The organism is Neomegalonema perideroedes DSM 15528 (assembly GCF_000374145.1).
Taxonomy (GTDB): Bacteria; Pseudomonadota; Alphaproteobacteria; order Rhodobacterales; family Rhodobacteraceae; genus Neomegalonema; species Neomegalonema perideroedes.
This window is the reverse complement of record NZ_KB893662.1, coordinates 118,539-135,734: the sequence shown is the minus strand read 5'-3', so window position 1 is coordinate 135,734 and position 17,196 is coordinate 118,539. Positions and strand designations below refer to the sequence as shown.

Here is a 17,196-nt window from a genome sequence, read left to right as displayed (position 1 = left end):
AATTTCAGAGACTGCGAAGCCGTCCGCCGAAGCGTCAGCGCCGTCGGTGAGCGGTTTATAGGCCGGGAAATTGTGGGGGGCAAGAAGTATTTTCACAGTTTCATGACCTTTCTTAAAAATCGTTTTAATTCAATGGCTTGAAAATAAGGAAACCGGGGGTCTCTGCGCCGCGCCCCCTTTCGCCGGGCCGGAGATCCGCCTATTTTCCTCCTCAAAGGGGCGAATCCTGCGAATCCGCGCGAATCTCACCCCCGAATTCGGCGAATCTGGAGGAATCATGCGAATCTCGCGGATCGGCGCGCTCGCGCTGCTGGGATCTCTGGCGACGGGGGGCGCGCTCTGGGCCTTCGCGCAAAGCGGACAGGGAGTCGCGACGATCCCGGCGATTCCTTCGGTCGCCGTCTCGGTCCCGCAGAGCCCGACGGAGATGCGGCTCTCCTTCTCGCCGGTCGTCAAGCGGGCGGCTCCGGCGGTGGTCAACATCTATACGAAGACCTTCGTTCAGCAGAGGCTGCATCCCTTCGCCGGAGATCCGATCTTCGACGAACTTTTCCGCAGGCGCTTCGGGCGGCCGCCCACCGCGCGCGGAGAAGAAAATTCGCTCGGCTCCGGCGTGATCGTCGATCCCTCGGGAATCGTGCTCACCAACGCCCATGTGGTCGGGGGCGCGGACGAGATCACCGTGGCGCTGGCCGACCGGCGCGAATTCCCCGCCAGGATCCTCATCTCCGACGAAGCGAGCGATCTGGCCGTGCTGCGGATCCAAGGCGCCTCCGCCCTGCCCGCTCTGGAGTTCGGGGATTCCGACACGCTGGAGCCGGGGGACCTCGTGCTCGCCATCGGCAATCCCTTCGGAGTCGGACAGACCGTCACCAGCGGCATCGTCTCGGCGGTCATGCGCGCCAATGACGACGGGCAGGTCTATATCCAGACCGACGCCGCCGTGAATCCCGGCAATTCCGGCGGCGCGCTGATCGACATGCAGGGACGGCTCATCGGGGTCAACACAGCCATCTTCTCGCGCACGGGCGGATTTCAGGGGATCGGCTTCGCCATTCCCGCCAATCTCGCGCGCCGGGCCGTCGAAGCGGCCGCCACCGGAGCCCAGAGGCTCGAACAGCCTTGGGGCGGGATCGCCATCGAGCCCGTCACCGCGGAGCAGGCGGCCAGGCTCGGGCTCGGGGAGGCGCCCACCGGGGTCTCTCTGCTCAGGCTGCATCCGGAAAGCCCCTTCGGGCGGGCGGGGCTCAAAGCCGGAGACGTGATCCTCAGCATGGACGGACTCGACGTCTATGACGAGCCGAGCGCCCGCTATCGCTTTCAGGCCCGGCCTATCGGGACTCCGGCGCAGGTCGTCTATCTGCGCGACGGAAGACGCGAAGCCGCCTCGGTGGAGCGCAACGCGGCCCCGCGCTCGGGCGCGCCGACCCTCGTCGAAATCGACGGGCGGATGCCCATCAGCGGCATGATCGTCGTCGAGCTGACGCCCGTCCTCGCCGCATCCGCCGGGCTGAGCGAGGCGGAGTCCGGAGTCGTCGTGCAGGATGAGGGCTATGGGCCCGGCGCAAGGCTCGGGCTCAGAGCCGGAGACATGCTGCTGGAGGTCAACGGGCGGAAGATCCGCACGACGCAGGATCTCGCGCAGGCGGTCAAGGAGGCGCCCGCCCTCTGGAGCGTCGTGGCGCGCAGAGGCGAGCGCACCCTCAATTTTCAGGCGCGCATGAGATGAGCGGAGACCTCTTCACTTCAGGAGAAGGCGCGCCGACAGGGCCGCAGCCGCCCCTCGCGGAAAGACTGCGGCCTCAGGCGCTCGGGGAGATCCTCGGGCAGGAGCATCTGTTGAATCCGGAAGGGCTGATCGGGCGCATGGCCGCCGCGAGACGGCTCGGATCGCTCATCCTCTGGGGGCCGCCGGGAGTCGGCAAGACCACCCTCGCCCGGCTGCTCGCCGAAGCCGCAGATCTGGAGTTCGTCCAGATCAGCGCCATAGCCTCCGGCGTGGCGGAGCTGCGCAAGGTCTTCGAGGCCGCCGAAGCCGCAAGGCGCAAAGGGCGCGGCACGCTGCTCTTCGTCGATGAGATCCATCGGTTCAATCGGGGGCAGCAGGATTCTTTTCTGCCGCATATGGAATCCGGCCTGATCACGCTGGTCGGCGCCACCACGGAGAATCCATCCTTCGCGCTGAACGGCGCTTTGCTCTCAAGGTCTCAGGTCGCCGTTTTGCGGGCGTTGGGCGCGGAGGATCTCGAAAGCCTGCTGCGGAAGGCCGAGGCCGCCGAAGGGCGCGCTCTGCCGCTGACCGAAGAGGCGCGCGCAAGACTCGTCGAGATGGCCGACGGAGACGGGCGGCATCTGCTCACCCTCGCGGAGGCGCTGCTCCATGGGCCGGAAGGCGAAATTCTCGACGTCGCGGGACTCGGGGCGGCGCTGAACCGGCGCGCGCCGCTCTATGACAAGGCGCAGGACGGGCATTTCAATCTCATCTCGGCGCTGCATAAGTCGGTGCGGGGATCGGATCCCGAGGCCGCGCTTTATTGGCTCTGCCGGATGCTCGTCGCGGGGGAGGATCCGCTCTATATCGCGCGCAGACTCGTGCGCATGGCCAATGAAGACGTCGGACTGGCCGATCCCGAAGCGGTGAAACAGGCTTTGGCGGCCAAAGAGGCCTATGAATTGCAGGGCTCGCCTGAAGGCGATCTCGCGCTGGCGCAGGCCGCCGTCTATATCGCCGCCGCGCCGAAATCCAATGCGCTCTATAACGCCTTCAAAGCCGCCATGGCCTCGGCCAAAGAGACCGGATCCAGGCCGCCGCCCAAGGTCATCCTCAACGCGCCGACCAAGCTCATGAAGCAGGAAGGATACGGCGAGGGCTATCGCTATGATCACGACGAGCCGGACGCCTTCTCCGGACAAAACTATTTCCCCGAAGGCATGAGGCGGCCCGAATTCTATAAGCCCGTTCCGCGCGGATTCGAGCGCGACATGCGCAAAAGGCTCGATTACTGGGAGGAGCTGCGGCGGCGCAGGCGCGGAGACTAGAGGAAGGCGCCCGAAGGCGCCTCCCGGATTTCAGGCTCAGATCACGCCGAAAGCCCGCATGGCCTCGGCCACCCGCACGAAGCCCGTGATGTTCGCGCCCAAGACGTAATCGCCCGGCGCGCCGTATTCCTCGGCGGTGGAGGCGCAATCGTCGTGGATGTTGCGCATGATCTGCGCAAGGCGGGCTTCGGTCTGCTCGAAGGTCCAGCTGTCGCGCGAGGCGTTCTGCTGCATCTCTAAAGCCGAAGTCGCCACGCCGCCCGCATTCGCCGCCTTGCCGGGGGCGAAGAGAATCCCCGCCTCCTGAAAGAGCTTCACCGCATCCGGGGTGCAAGGCATGTTCGCGCCCTCGCCCAGAGCGATCAGGCCGTTCTTCACGAGGGTTCTCGCATCGCGGCCGGTCAGCTCGTTCTGAGTCGCCGAGGGCATGGCCACCTCGCAGGGGACGTCCCAGATCGAACCCTTCTCGATGTAATGCGAGCCCTTGCCCTTCAGACGGGCGTATTCGGAGATGCGGCCGCGGCGGACCTCCTTGATCTCCTGCACCAGATTCAGGTCGATGCCGTTCTCGTCCACGACGTAGCCGCCGGAATCGGAGCAGGCGATCACCACGCCGCCGAAGGACTGCACCTTCTCGATGGTGTAGATCGCCACGTTGCCCGAGCCGGAGACCACCACCTTCTTGCCGTCGAAGCTATGGCCGCGCGTGGCCAGCATCCGCTCGACGAAATAGGTGTTGCCGTAGCCGGTCGCCTCCTTGCGGGCGCGGGAGCCGCCGTAGAACAGGCCCTTGCCGGTCAGCACGCCCGCCTCATAGCGGTTGGTCAGACGCTTGTAATGGCCGAACATATAACCGATCTCGCGCGCGCCCACGCCGATGTCGCCCGCAGGAACGTCGGTGTATTCGCCCAGATGCCGCGAAAGCTCGGTCATGAAGGACTGGCAGAAGCGCATGACCTCGGCGTCGGAGCGGTCGCGGGGGTTGAAGTCCGAGCCGCCCTTGCCGCCGCCGATGGGAAGGCCCGTCAGCGCGTTCTTAAAGGTCTGCTCGAAGCCGAGGAACTTGATGATCCCCACGTTCACCGAAGGATGAAACCGCAAGCCGCCCTTATAAGGCCCCAGCGCCGAGTTGAACTGAACGCGAAAGCCCCGGTTGATGTGGACCTTGCCCTTGTCGTCGGTCCAGGGCACGCGGAAGATGATCTGACGCTCAGGCTCGCAAATGCGCTCGATCAGCGCGTCCTCGGCGTAGACGGGGCGTTTGGCGACCACGCGCCCGAGGCTCTCCAGAACCTCGCGCACCGCCTGATGGAACTCCGCCTCTCCCGCGTTGCGGCGGGTGACGTCGTTGTAGATATGTTCGAGTCTTTCATCGAGATGAGGCAAATGGAATCTCCGCAGAATTTCGACGGGCCTCGTTGATCTGGGTCCGCGCCCGCATGGGCTTAGTGGAAGGCGCGGGTTCTCTCAAGTCGGGCGAAAGCCGCATCCCGCATGAAAAGGCCGGAAAAGCCACGGATTTCGAAATTTTCCGAAGAAGAAGGGACTTGCGCGCCTCTCCGAGCCGTTCCAAGCTCCAGAAAAACATTCATGGGAGGAACATCCACATGCGTCGATTCAGCTTGGGCGCCGCTGCGGCGACTCTGGCGCTGGCGACCGCCACAGGCGCCGCGCTCGCCGCGAAGGAAGTCGAGGTTCTGCACTGGTGGACCGCGGGCGGAGAAGCCGCCGCGCTCAACGTGCTCAAGGAGGATCTGGCCGCGCAGGGCGTCGGCTGGGTGGACATGCCCATCGCCGGAGGCTCCGGAGTCGAGGCCATGACCGTGCTGCGCGCGCGGGTCGCCGCCGGAAACGCCCCCGTCGCCGTGCAGCTGCTCGGCTTCGACATCACGGATTGGGCCAAGGAAGGCGCGCTCGCCCCGCTCGACGACGTGGCCGAAGCCGAAGGCTGGGAGGAGGTCGTGCCCGGCGCGCTTAAGGACTTCGCCAAATATGACGGCCATTGGATCGCCGCGCCGGTGAACGTCCATTCCACCAATTGGGTTTGGGCCAATAAAGCCCTGCTCGACGAGTTGGGAATCGCCCAGCCGACCACTTGGGAGGAGTTCGTCGCCGCGCTGGAGGCCGTGCAGGCCGCCGGAAAGGTCGCGCTCGCCCATGGCGGCCAGGCCTGGCAGGACGCCACCATCTTCGACAGCGCCGTGCTCATCGCGGGCGGGCCGGAGTTCTATAAGAAATCCATGATCGACCTTGATCCCGAAGCCCTCGGGTCGGAGACCATGGTCAAGGCCTTCGAGGTGATGAAGACCCTGCGCGGATTCGTCGATCCCAATTTCTCCGGGCGGGACTGGAATCTCGCCTCGGCCATGGTCATCAACGGCGAGGCCGCCTTCCAGATCATGGGCGATTGGGCCAAAGGCGAATTCCTCGGGGCGGGGAAGACTCCCGGCGAGGACTTCCTCTGCTTCCGCGTGCCCGGCACCGAAGGCGTCGTCACCTTCAACGCCGATCAATTCGCCATGTTCAAGGTCTCGGACCCGGAAAAGATCGAGGCGCAGAAGGCCATGGCGGCGGCCATCCTCTCGCCGCCCTTCCAAATCGCCTTCAATACGGTGAAAGGCTCGGTCCCGGCCCGGGTCGACGTCTCCGACGCGGATTTCGACGCCTGCGGCAAACAGGCCATGGCCGATCTCGCCGCCGCTGACGAAGCCGGAACGCTCCTCGGCTCGATGGGACACGGCTACGCCAATCCCGCCGCCGTGAAGAACGCGATCTATGACGTCGTCACCGCCCATTTCAACGGCGAATACGACTCGACCACGGCGGCCGAAGAATTGGTCACGGCGGTCGAGATCGCGCAGTAAATCCGGCTCTCCGGCCTCGCCGCTTCAGGCGGCGGGGCCTCCCTCTCCGAAACGCAGCCCCGCGCTCGGCGGGAAAGGCGACGTCATGGCCTCCTCCTCCGAAACGGATCTGCGCACGCGCTTGCAAGGGATCCTGCCTAAGCTCGTATTGTCGCCCTCCGTCGCGCTGACGCTCTTCTTCGTCTACGGCTTCATCCTCTTCACCTTCTGGCTGAGCTTCACCGACAGCCGCATGGTGCCGAGCCATAACTTCATCGGGCTGGAGAATTATCGGCGGCTATTCCGGCTCAGCCATTGGACCATCGCCATGACCAATCTGGCGATCTTCGCGACGCTCTACATCGTCGTCTGCACCGCCATAGGGCTGACTCTGGCGATTTTTCTGGATCAGAAGATCCGGGGCGAAGGAATCCTCAGGCCGATTTATCTCTATCCTATGGCGCTCTCCTTCATCGTCACCGGGACGGCGTGGAAATGGCTGCTCGATCCGGGGATAGGTCTCGAAAAGACCATGCGGCTCTGGGGATGGGAGAGCTTCGCCTTCGACTGGATCAAAGATCCGCAAATGGCGATCTATACGCTGGTCATCGCCGCCGTCTGGCAAAGCTCGGGCTTCGTCATGGCCATGTTCCTCGCCGGGCTGAGGGGAATCGACAATGAGCTTCTCAAGGCCGCGCAAATCGACGGCGCCTCAAACTGGAGCCTCTATCGGCGCATCGTGCTGCCCATGCTGCGGCCCGCCTTTCTCTCGGCCTTCGTGATCCTCTCGCATCTGGCGATCAAATCCTACGACCTCGTCGTCGCGCTGACCGGAGGCGGGCCGGGGCGCGCCACCGAAACCCCCGCCACCTTCATGTATTCCTACACCTATTCGCGCAATCAGATGGGCATAGGCTCGGCCTCGGCGGTGATCATGCTCGTCACCATCGCCGCCGTGATGATCCCCTATCTCTACGCCGAGCTGAAGGAGCGGTCCTGATGTCCGGAGCCTCCACGGAGACCGCCGCCCGCATGGGAGGGCCGACGAAGGTCTTCATCTATCTCGTGCTGATCCTCTTCGCGCTGTTTTATCTGCTGCCTTTCTTCGTCATGGCCGTGAATTCGGTGAAGCCGCTGCGCGAGATCACCGGCGGGAATATGATGGCTCTGCCGCAGAGCTGGACGCTCGATCCTTGGCGCTCGGCCTGGTCCACCGCGCAGATCGGCGTGCAGGCCACGGGCCTCAAGCCCTATTTCCTCAACTCCATCCTTATGGTGGCTCCGGCGGTCGTCATCTCGACGCTGGTCGGGGCGCTGAACGGCTATGTGCTGACCAAATGGCGATTCCGGGGAGACCGCGTCTTCTTCGGGCTGATGCTCTTCGCCTGCTTCATTCCCTTTCAGATGGTGCTGATCCCCATGGCGCGGGTCTTGGGCTATCTCGGGCTCTCGGGAAGCGTCGCGGGGTTGGTCATGGTCCATGTGATTTACGGGCTCGGCTTCTCGACGCTCTATTTCCGCAATTATTACGCCGCCTTTCCCTCGGAGCTGGTCAAGGCCGCCATGATGGACGGCGCCGGATTCTTCCGCATCTTCCAGAGGATCATGCTGCCCTCCTCGGGGCCGATCGTCGTGGTCACGGTGATCTGGCAATTCACCAATATCTGGAATGATTTTCTCTTCGGCGCCTCCTTCTCCGGCCCGAACAGCACCCCGATGACCGTCGCGCTGAACAATCTCGTCAGCTCCTCCACGGGGGTGAAGGAATATAACGTCCATTTCGCCGGCGCGATCCTCGCCGCGCTGCCTACGCTGATCGTCTATATTCTCGCCGGCCGCTTCTTCGTGCGTGGGCTGATGGCGGGCGCCGTGAAAGGATGAGCCATGGGCTTTCTCGACATCCGCAAGGTCGCTAAGGCCTATGGGCAGGTTCAGGCGCTCCATCAGGTGGACGTGAGCGTCGAAGAGGGCGAATTCCTCGTGCTGGTCGGGCCTTCGGGCTGCGGGAAATCCACGCTGCTCAATATGATCGCCGGGCTGGAGAGCATCACCTCCGGCGAGATCGCCATCAAGGGGCGGGTCGTCAACGGGCTGCATCCCTCGAAGCGCAACATCGCCATGGTCTTTCAGAGCTACGCGCTTTATCCGAACATGACCGTCGCGCAGAACATCACCTTCGGGCTGGAGATGCATAAAATCCCTAAGCCCGAACGCGAGGCCGCCCTGAAGGAGGTCGGCAAGCTGCTGCAGATCGAGCATCTGCTCGACCGGCGGCCGGGACAGCTCTCGGGCGGACAGCGGCAGCGCGTCGCCATGGGGCGGGCGCTGGTCCGCAAACCGGACGTCTTCCTCTTCGACGAACCGCTCTCCAATCTCGACGCCAAGCTCCGCGTGGACATGCGCGCCGAGATCAAAAAGCTGCATCAGAAGCTCGGCGCCACCATCGTCTATGTGACCCATGACCAGATCGAGGCCATGACCCTCTCCACGCGCATCGCCGTGATGAATAAAGGCTATGTGCAGCAGCTCGGGACGCCGCGTCAGATCTACGACGAGCCCGCCAATCTCTTCGTCGCCGGATTCATGGGCTCGCCCGCCATGAACCTCATTCCCGCGCGGGTGGTCATGGCCGAGGGCGCGCCTCAGGCCGAAGTGACGGACGCCGCCGGAATCCCGCAGCTTCTGCGCCTGCCGCAAGGCTTCATGGCCGCTTGGGAGGGACGGGAGATTCTGCTTGGGTTGCGGCCCGAAGCCGTCACGGATCCCGAAGGCGCCGACCGCAAGGCCCAACATCTCCAGAGCCTGCGCAATCGCGTCGGGCTGACGGAGCCCGCAGGCGCCGACACTTTCGTCACCATGAGCCTCTCGGGGCGCGATTGCGTCGCCCGTCTGCGCGCCGACGCCGAGGCCAAGCCGGGAGAGGAGTTCCTCTTCGCCGTGAATATGGATAAGGCCGTGGCCTTCGATCCGCAAAGCGAGGCCCGGATCACGAATTGAACGGCGCTGCGAAAGAATATTTTCGCATTGCGAGATGATAGACGTCGATCATTTCATGATTGACGTCTGACAAGATCCATCTCATCCTCCCCGGACCAGGGAGGAAACCAACGGCATGAAAAAGCCGACTTTGCAGGATGTGGCCGCGGCCGCAGGCGTCAGCTACGCCACGGCCGACCGGGTGTTGAACGCGCGCGGCGGAGTCGCGGAGAAATCCGAGGCGCGCGTCCGCGAGGCCATCCGGAGACTCGGCTATGTGCGCGACATCCACGCCGCCAATCTCTCCCGGCGGCGCGTCTACGCCTTCCGCTTCCTGCTGCCCGCCGGAGACCATGGCTTCTTCGCCCGGCTGCGCGCGGCTCTGCTCGCCGAAAGACCCCGGCGCGCGGCGGATCGGATCGAGATCGCGTTTCAGGAAGTCCCGGCCTTCGACGCCGAGGCTCTGGCCGATGCGCTGGAGGCCCTCGCGCCGGAGGATTGCGACGGGCTGGCCGTGGTCGCCGCCGAAAGCCCGAGAGTCGCGCAGGCCCTCGCGCGGCTGAGGGCGCAGGGAGTCCCGGTGGTCGCGCTGGTGGCCGACGCCGGGCCGGAGGCGCGGGATTTCTACGTCGGAGTCGACAACCTCGGCGCCGGGCGCACGGCGGGACGGCTTATCCGCCTCGCCCATGGCGGCGGAAGGCGCGGCCTCGTGCTGCCGATCCTCGGGACGCCCGCCGCCCGCGACCATCGCGACCGGCTGGAGGGGCTGCGTCAGGTGCTGGCCGAAGGGCCGGAGCCTCTGGCCGCCCTGCCCGCTCTCGAAGCGCGCGACGATCCCGCCCGCATGAAGGCTCTGGCGCGCGAGGCTCTGCGCGCCGATCCGGCGCCCACCGCCGTCTACAGCATGGGCGCGGGCAATCGCGGGCTCATCGAGGCGCTGCGCGAGGCTGCGCCGGAACGCCGTCCGATGGTCGCGCTGCATGAGCTCACGCCCCATAGCCGCAAGGCGCTGGCGGAGAATCTGATCGACGTCGTGATCGACCAAAAGCCCGCAAGGGAGATCGCCGCCGCGCTCGACGCGCTGAAGGCGCTCGCCGACGGGCGGGCGATCCCGGCCGGACTCGGGGCGATCACGCCCGCCCTTCATCTCAAAGACAATACGCCCGCCGCGCCGAGCGCGCGCGAGGCTTCAGGAGACCTCTTCGCATGAGCGGATATTTCAGCGATTTCGCCCCTCTGGCCTATGATCCGCAAGGCTCCGGGCCGGGATTCCGGCATTACGATCCGAATGAAGTCGTCATGGGCAAGCGCATGGAGGATCATCTCCGCTTCGCCGTCTGCTATTGGCATAGCTTCGTCTGGGAGGGCGGCGATCCCTTCGGCGGCCAGACCTTCCGGCGCCCATGGTTTCCCGGCGACACGATGGATCTGGCGAAGCTCAAGGCGGAGGCCGCTTTCGACCTCTTCCGCATTCTGGGCGTCCCTTACTTCACCTTCCACGATCATGACGTGCGCCCCGAAGGCGCCAGCCTGACCGAAAGCCGCCGGCGGCTGGAGGAGATGGCGGACCTCTTCGAGACGAAGATGGCGGCGGGCGGGCCTAAGCTGCTCTGGGGCACGGCCAATCTCTTCAGCAATCGCCGCTATATGGCGGGCGCCTCGACCAACCCCGATCCCGAAGTCTTCGCCTATTGCGCCGCCACGGTGCGCGCCTGCATGGAAGTCACGCATCGGCTCGGCGGCGAGAATTACGTCCTCTGGGGCGGGCGAGAGGGCTATGAGACGCTGCTCAACACCGATCTAACTCAGGAACTCGACCATATGGGCCGCTTCCTGAATCTCGTGGTCGAGCATAAGCACAGGATCGGCTTCAAAGGCGCGATCCTCATCGAGCCCAAGCCGCAGGAGCCCACCAAGCATCAGTATGATTTCGACGTGGCCACGGTCTACGGCTTCCTCAAGCGCTATGGGCTGGAGCAAGAGGTGAAGGTCAATATCGAGCAGGGCCACGCCATTCTCGCGGGCCATAGCTTCGAACATGAGCTGGCCATGGCCAACGCCCTCGGGATCTTCGGCTCCATCGACATGAACCGCAACGATCAGCAATCGGGCTGGGACACCGACCAATTCCCCAATAGCGTCCCTGAGGCCGCGCTGGCCTATTACGAAGTGCTGCGCGGCGGCGGATTCTCCACCGGCGGCACCAATTTCGACGCCAAGCTGCGCCGTCAGTCCCTCGACGCCGAAGATCTCGTCATGGCCCACGCCGAGGCGATGGACGTCTGCGCGCGGGGCCTCAAGGCGGCGGCGAGGATGCTCGAAGAGGAGGCGCTCGAAGGGCCGCGCCGCGCCCGCTACGCCGGATGGGCGAAACCCGAAGCTCAGGCCATGCTCGGCGCCGGGGCGAGCCTCGCCAGCATCGCCGACCGCGCCGAAGCCGAAGGGATCGATCCTCAGCCGGCTTCAGGGCGTCAGGAGCGTTTGGAAGCCGTCGTCAATCGCTACGTTTAAGAGGCGGATTTAGGGAGGAGCGCGATCCGAAAAGCGGAAGCCGGTTTTCGGATCAATCGCGCGACCAGATAAAGGGGGAAGGCATGAAGACCATCAAAGGCCCCGCGCTGTTTCTGGCCCAATTCGCCGGAGACGAAGCGCCTTTCAATTCTTGGGACTCCATCACCAAATGGGCCTCAGATTGCGGTTATCTCGGCGTGCAGGTTCCGAGCTGGGACGCGCGGCTGATCGATCTGAACAAGGCCGCCGCGAGCAAGGATTACTGCGACGAATTCAAAGGCGTCGCGGCCGCCAACGGCGTGGAGGTCACCGAGCTTTCGACCCATCTTCAGGGTCAGCTCGTGGCGGTCCATCCGGCCTATGACGAAGCCTTCGAAGGCTTCGCCGCGCCGGAGGTCCGGGGAAATCCGAAAGCGCGCCAAGAATGGGCCGTGGATCAGGTCAAGATGGCTTTGACCGCCTCGCGGAACATGGGGCTCAAGGCCATGGCGAGCTTCTCAGGCGCTTTGGTCTGGCCCTATGTCTATCCTTGGCCGCAGCGCCCCGCCGGACTGGTCGAGACGGGTTTCGACGAACTCGCCCGGCGCTGGCGGCCCATCCTCGACCACGCCGAAGATTGCGGCGTGGACGTCTGCTATGAGATCCATCCCGGCGAGGATCTGCATGACGGCGTGACCTATGAGATGTTCCTTGAGCGGGTCGGGAACCACGCCCGCGCCTGCATGCTCTATGATCCCTCGCATTACGTGCTGCAATGCCTGGATTATCTCGACAACATCGACATCTACGCCGACCGCATCCGCATGTTCCACGTCAAGGACGCCGAATTCAATCCGACCGGACGGCAAGGCGTTTACGGCGGCTTTCAGCCTTGGGTGGATCGAGCCGGACGTTTCCGTTCGCTCGGAGATGGTCAGGTGGACTTCGGCGCGGTCTTCTCTAAGCTGACGGCGGCGGATTTCGACGGATGGGCCGTCGTCGAATGGGAATGCTGCCTCAAGCACCCGGAGGACGGGGCTCGGGAAGGCGCCGATTTCGTGCGGAGCCACATCATCCGCGTCACTGAAAAAGCCTTCGACGATTTCGCCGACGGCGGAACCGATCAGGCCGCCAATCGCCGCATGCTGGGGATCGACCGATGAGCCAGAAACCGATCAGATTAGGCATGGTGGGCGGCGGCGCGGGCGCCTTCATCGGGGGGGTGCATCGCATCGCCGCGCGGATCGACGGGCGTTATGATCTCGTCGCGGGGGCTTTGGCCTCCACGCCGGAGAAGGCTAAAGCCTCGGGCGAGGCTCTGGGGCTGGCGCCGGATCGCTCCTACGGAAGCTTCGCCGAGATGGCCGAAGCCGAAGCCGCCCGCCCCGACGGAATCGAGGCGGTCGCGGTCGTCACGCCGAACCATGTCCATGCGGAGGCGGCGAAAGCCTTCCTCGCGCGCGGGATTCATGTGATCTGCGACAAGCCTCTGACCGCCACCATGGCCCAAGCCGAGGATCTCGCGGCGGCGGCCAAGGCCTCGAAAGCGCTCTTCATCCTGACCCATAACTACACCGGCTATCCGATGATCCGTCAGGCCCGCGCCATGGTCGAGGCGGGCGAACTCGGCGAGATCCGGGTGGTGCAGGTGGAATATCCGCAGGATTGGCTCACCCGCCCCGTCGAAGCCTCGGGCGCCAATAAGCAAGCCGAATGGCGCACCGATCCCGAACGCTCCGGCGCGGGCGGCTCCGTCGGCGACATCGGCACCCACGCCCATAATCTCGCCTGTTTCGTGAGCGGGCTGAAGGTCGAGAAGCTGGCGGCGGATCTGCAAAGCTTCGTCCCCGGACGCCGCCTCGACGACAACGCCCATGTGCTGCTCCGCTTCGCGGGCGGCGCGCGGGGACTCCTCTGGTGCAGTCAGGTCGCGCCGGGGAACGAGAATTCTCTGAAGCTGCGCGTCTACGGCTCCGAAGGCGGGCTGGAATGGGCGCAGGAGGAGCCCAACGCCCTCTGGTTCACCCGCGAAGGCGAGCCGAAACAACTCCTCACCCGCAACGGCGCCGGAGCTTGGGCGGCGGCGCGGGCGGCCTCGCGCACGCCGGGCGGACATCCCGAGGGCTATCTCGAAGGCTTCGCCAACATCTACCTCGGCGCGGCCGACGCCATTCAGGCCCGCCGCGAAGGCCGTGACGCCTCGGAGATCCTCGCGCTTCTGCCGGGGATCGAGGCGGGGCTCGAAGGGATGCGCTTCATCTCGGCTTGCGTGCGCTCCTCGGCGGAGGACGCCGCATGGACGAAGCTCTGAGCGCCCCCGTCCTCGCTTTGGAGGGAATCCGCCGGAGCTTCGGCCCGGTGGAGGTGCTGCATGGCGTGGACCTCGCCTTGCGGCCGGGGCGGGTCCATGCGCTGATCGGCGAGAATGGGGCGGGGAAATCCACCACCATGAAGATCATGGCGGGCTATCAGCCCGCCAGCGCCGGACGCCTGCTCGTCGGGGGCGAGGAGGTCCGCTTCAAAACCATGGCCGAAGCCGAAGCCCGCGGCGTGGTCATGATCCATCAGGAGTTCAATCTCGCCGAACATCTGACCGTGGAGCAGAATCTCTTCCTCGGCCGGGAGCTGAAGCGCGGAATCCTCCTCGATAAAGCCGCCATGCGCCGCCGCACCCGCGAGCTTCTCGCGCGGCTCGACCGTCCGCTGGATCCGGATCTTCCGGTCGCGCGGCTGTCGAACTCCGATAAGCAGATGCTGGAGATCGCCAAGGCGCTGTCGCGCGAAGCCCGCGTCCTCATCATGGACGAGCCCACCGCCGTGCTGACCCTCGCGGAGACGGCGGTGCTCATGGAGCAGATCCGGGCTTTGCGCGCGGCGGGGACGGCGATTCTCTTCACCTCGCATAAGCTGGACGAGGTGAAGGCTCTGGCCGACGACCTGACCATCATGCGCGACGGCGCCGTGGTCTATAGCGGGTCGGCCGAGGCTCTGAGCCCTCATGACATGGCCGAGGCCATGGTGGGGCGCGAGATGTCCGACCTTTTTCCGCCCAAACCCTCACTCGATCCGGCGGCGCCTCTGGCGCTCTCCGTGCGGGGGCTTGAAGTTCCGGGCCACGCCTCCGGGATCTCCTTCGATCTGCGCAAGGGCGAGATTCTGGGCGTCGCGGGGCTGATCGGGGCGGGCCGCACCGAAACCTTCGAAGGACTCTGCGGGCTGCGTCCGGCTCATGGCGAGATCCGCCTCTTCGGCGAATCCGTCCGCTTTCGCGCGCCCTCCGAGGCTCTGGCGCAGGGCGTGGCCTATCTCACCGAGGACCGCAAGACGCGCGGCCTGCTGCTCGCCAAGGGCATGCGCGAGAACCTGACCCTTCAGGCTCTGCGCAAATTCGCGCGGATCCTCGTCGATCGCAGAGCCGAAGAGCGCGCGCTCGACCGCGCCGTGCGGGAATTCGACATCCGCGCCGGAAGCCGCGGCATGCTGGTGGGGAATCTCTCGGGCGGCAATCAGCAGAAGCTGCTCTTCGCCAAAACGCTGCTCTCCGAGCCTCGCGTCCTCATCGCCGACGAACCCACGCGCGGCGTGGACATCGGGGCCAAACAACAAATCTACGCGCTTTTGCGCGAGCTGGCGGCGCAAGGTCTGGCGGTCGTCGTGATCTCCTCGGAGATGCAGGAGCTGATCGGGCTCGCCGACCGGATTCTGGTCATGCGTCAGGGCCGCATCCTCGGCGAGGTCGCGGGCGCGGAGATGACCGAGGAAGCCGTCGTCCGCTACGCCATGGGCGTGGCCCGACACGTCAGGCCGGGCGAAATCCGGAGCGAGGAGACCGCATGACCGCCCCCCTTCCAGCCTCTTCCCCGACGCCCGCGGCCTTCGCGCCCCGACGCCGGATCTCCATGACGGTGGTCGGGCCGATTCTGGCGCTGATCCTGCTCGCGGCGCTGGGCGCATGGCTCAATCCGAATTTCCTGAGCGCCGCCAACATCACCAACGTGCTGGCGCGCTCGGCCTTCATCGGCATCATCGCCGTGGGCATGACCTTCGTCATCACCGCCGGGGGGCTCGATCTCTCGGTGGGCTCCATGGCGGCCTTCATCGCCGGGCTGATGATCATGGTCATGAACGCCGCTCTGCCGAGCATGGGAGTGGGGATTCCCATCGTGCTGCTCGGCATGGGGGCGGCGCTGCTGGCGGGATTGCTCGCCGGACTGCTCAACGGCTTGCTCATCACCAAGCTGGGCATAGAAGCCTTCATCGTCACGCTGGGCTCGATGGGGATTTATCGCAGCCTCGTGACTTGGCTGGCCGACGGCGGCACGCTCTCGCTGGATTTCCAGCTGCGGAGCTTCTATCAGCCGATCTATTATGGCGGAATCTTCGGAGTCAGCTGGCCGATCGTCGTCTTCGGGCTGGTGGCGATTCTGGGCGAGATCGTCATGCGCTCGACGGTCTTCGGGCGCTGGTGCGCCGCCATCGGCAGCAATGAGCAGGTGGCGAAATACTCCAGCGTCAAGGTCGCGCGGGTGCGGCTGGCGACCTACGTCATGCTCGGGCTGCTCGTCGGGCTGGCGGTGATCATGTATGTGCCGCGGCTCGGATCGGCCTCCGCCTCGACGGGGCTGCTCTGGGAGCTGGAGGCCATCGCGGCGGTCATCATCGGCGGCACCCTGCTCAAAGGCGGCTTCGGGCGCGTCTGGGGCACGGTGGTCGGCGTGCTGATCCTCAGCCTCATCGGCAACATCCTGAATCTGACCGATCTCGTCTCGCCCTATCTCAACGGGGCGATTCAGGGCCTTATCATCGTGCTTGCGGTGATCCTGCAACGCGAAGGGAAATCGGGCGCATAAGCGCCTGTTTGAAAGAACCTCAGGGAGGAATTCGACCATGAAACGCATTCTCGCCGGGCTTTGCCTGACCACCGCCATGAGCCTCTCGGCGCCGGCCTTCGCCGAGACCAAGACCGTCGGCGTCTCCATTCCCGCCGCGACCCATGGCTGGGCGGGCGGCATGAACTACTTCGCCCAAGAAGCCGTGAAGCGGCTGGAGGCGACTTATCCCGATCTGGATTTCGTCCTCGCCACGGCCTCCGATCCGGCCAAGCAGGTCAACGACATCGAGGATATGGTCGCCACCCGCAACATCAGCGCCCTTGTGGTGCTGCCCTTCGAATCCGAGCCCCTCACCGGCCCGGTCAAGGCCGTGGCCGACGCGGGCGTCTGGGTGACGGTGGTGGATCGCGGCCTCTCCGTCGAGGGGATCGAGGATCTTTACGTCGCGGGCGATAATCCGGGATTCGGACGGGTCGCGGGGGAGTTCATGGCCAAGTCTCTGCCCGAGGGCGGCAAGATCGTCGTGCTGCGCGGCATCCCCACCACCATCGACAATGAGCGCGTCGAGGGCTTTCAGGCGGCGCTCGAAGGCTCCGGCGTCGAGATCCTCGCCATGGAGCACGGCAATTGGAACCGCGACAAAGCCTTTGAGGTGACGCAGGACTTCCTCTCGAAATATCCGCAGATCGACGCCGTTTGGGCTTCGGACGACGATATGTCGGTGGGGGCTCTGGCGGCCATCGAGGCGGCGGGCCGCAAGGACGTCAAATTCGTGCTCGGCGGCGCGGGCATGAAGGAGATGATCGCCCGCACCCGCGACGGAGACGCCATGATCCCCGCCAACGTCACCTATCCGCCCGCCATGATCGCCACCGCCATCGAGGTGACGGCGCTCGGGCTGGTGTCGAGCGCGCCGGTTTCGGGCCGCTTCGTCATCGGCTCGGTGCTGGTCACGCCGGAGAACGCGGCGCAATATTACTATCCCGACAGCCCCTTCTGATCGGTGGAAAAGGGCG

General features: G+C 65.2%; 14 protein-coding genes. 13 read left to right on the top strand and 1 reads right to left on the bottom strand.

Annotation, left to right across the window (positions count from 1 at the left end; all coding sequences use genetic code 11):
* Positions 1-277 precede the first annotated feature (277 nt).
* Positions 278-1,729: a trypsin-like peptidase domain-containing protein gene (locus B161_RS18105; RefSeq protein ID WP_018634006.1), complete on the top strand. Its 1,452-nt coding sequence runs from the start codon at positions 278-280 to the stop codon at positions 1,727-1,729.
* A complete protein-coding gene (locus B161_RS0113670; protein ID WP_018634005.1) occupies positions 1,726-3,039 on the top strand; it encodes a replication-associated recombination protein A in 1,314 nt (437 codons plus the stop codon). The genes B161_RS18105 and B161_RS0113670 overlap by 4 nt, the downstream gene beginning before the upstream one ends.
* Positions 3,040-3,075: 36 nt before the next feature.
* Here B161_RS0113670 and gdhA read toward each other — a convergent pair whose 3' ends face one another.
* Positions 3,076-4,425 (bottom strand): NADP-specific glutamate dehydrogenase, encoded by a 1,350-nt coding sequence (gene gdhA, locus B161_RS0113665; protein WP_018634004.1) that lies wholly within the window; start codon positions 4,423-4,425, stop codon positions 3,076-3,078.
* Positions 4,426-4,646: 221 nt separating this feature from the next.
* Between gdhA and B161_RS0113660 the strand changes: the two genes are divergently transcribed.
* From B161_RS0113660 to B161_RS0113610, 11 genes are all read left to right on the top strand, one after another.
* On the top strand, positions 4,647-5,903 hold the full coding sequence (locus B161_RS0113660) for an ABC transporter substrate-binding protein (RefSeq protein ID WP_026310432.1): 1,257 nt from the start codon (positions 4,647-4,649) through the stop codon (positions 5,901-5,903).
* Positions 5,904-5,988: 85 nt separating this feature from the next.
* Positions 5,989-6,882 (top strand): carbohydrate ABC transporter permease, encoded by an 894-nt coding sequence (locus B161_RS0113655; protein WP_018634002.1) that lies wholly within the window; start codon positions 5,989-5,991, stop codon positions 6,880-6,882.
* Positions 6,882-7,763, top strand: coding sequence for a carbohydrate ABC transporter permease (locus tag B161_RS0113650; RefSeq protein WP_018634001.1), 882 nt, complete (start codon positions 6,882-6,884; stop codon positions 7,761-7,763). Before B161_RS0113655 ends, B161_RS0113650 begins: the two co-directional genes overlap by 1 nt.
* A 3-nt stretch (positions 7,764-7,766) precedes the next feature.
* Complete coding sequence (locus tag B161_RS0113645) at positions 7,767-8,879, top strand: ABC transporter ATP-binding protein (protein WP_018634000.1); 1,113 nt, start codon at positions 7,767-7,769, stop codon at positions 8,877-8,879.
* Positions 8,880-8,994: 115 nt separating this feature from the next.
* Positions 8,995-10,068, top strand: a complete 1,074-nt coding sequence (locus B161_RS0113640) for a LacI family DNA-binding transcriptional regulator (RefSeq protein WP_018633999.1) — start codon at positions 8,995-8,997, stop codon at positions 10,066-10,068.
* Positions 10,065-11,369, top strand: coding sequence for a xylose isomerase (gene xylA, locus B161_RS0113635; protein WP_018633998.1), 1,305 nt, complete (start codon positions 10,065-10,067; stop codon positions 11,367-11,369). Before B161_RS0113640 ends, xylA begins: the two co-directional genes overlap by 4 nt.
* Before the next feature lie 83 nt (positions 11,370-11,452).
* Positions 11,453-12,511 carry a sugar phosphate isomerase/epimerase family protein gene (locus tag B161_RS0113630; RefSeq protein WP_018633997.1) on the top strand — a complete coding sequence of 353 codons (1,059 nt, stop codon included), beginning with the start codon at positions 11,453-11,455 and terminating at the stop codon, positions 12,509-12,511.
* Entirely contained in the window at positions 12,508-13,659 is a 1,152-nt protein-coding gene (locus B161_RS0113625; RefSeq protein ID WP_026310431.1) for a Gfo/Idh/MocA family protein, read from the top strand. The genes B161_RS0113630 and B161_RS0113625 overlap by 4 nt, the downstream gene beginning before the upstream one ends.
* Positions 13,644-15,185 carry a sugar ABC transporter ATP-binding protein gene (locus tag B161_RS0113620; RefSeq protein WP_018633995.1) on the top strand — a complete coding sequence of 514 codons (1,542 nt, stop codon included), beginning with the start codon at positions 13,644-13,646 and terminating at the stop codon, positions 15,183-15,185. The genes B161_RS0113625 and B161_RS0113620 overlap by 16 nt, the downstream gene beginning before the upstream one ends.
* The gene (locus tag B161_RS0113615) at positions 15,182-16,198 is read left to right on the top strand and encodes an ABC transporter permease (RefSeq protein ID WP_018633994.1); all 1,017 of its coding nucleotides are present in this window, start codon (positions 15,182-15,184) and stop codon (positions 16,196-16,198) included. The genes B161_RS0113620 and B161_RS0113615 overlap by 4 nt, the downstream gene beginning before the upstream one ends.
* Positions 16,199-16,235: 37 nt before the next feature.
* The gene (locus tag B161_RS0113610; protein ID WP_018633993.1) at positions 16,236-17,180 is read left to right on the top strand and encodes an ABC transporter substrate-binding protein; all 945 of its coding nucleotides are present in this window, start codon (positions 16,236-16,238) and stop codon (positions 17,178-17,180) included.
* The last annotated feature ends 16 nt before the right edge of the window (positions 17,181-17,196 follow it).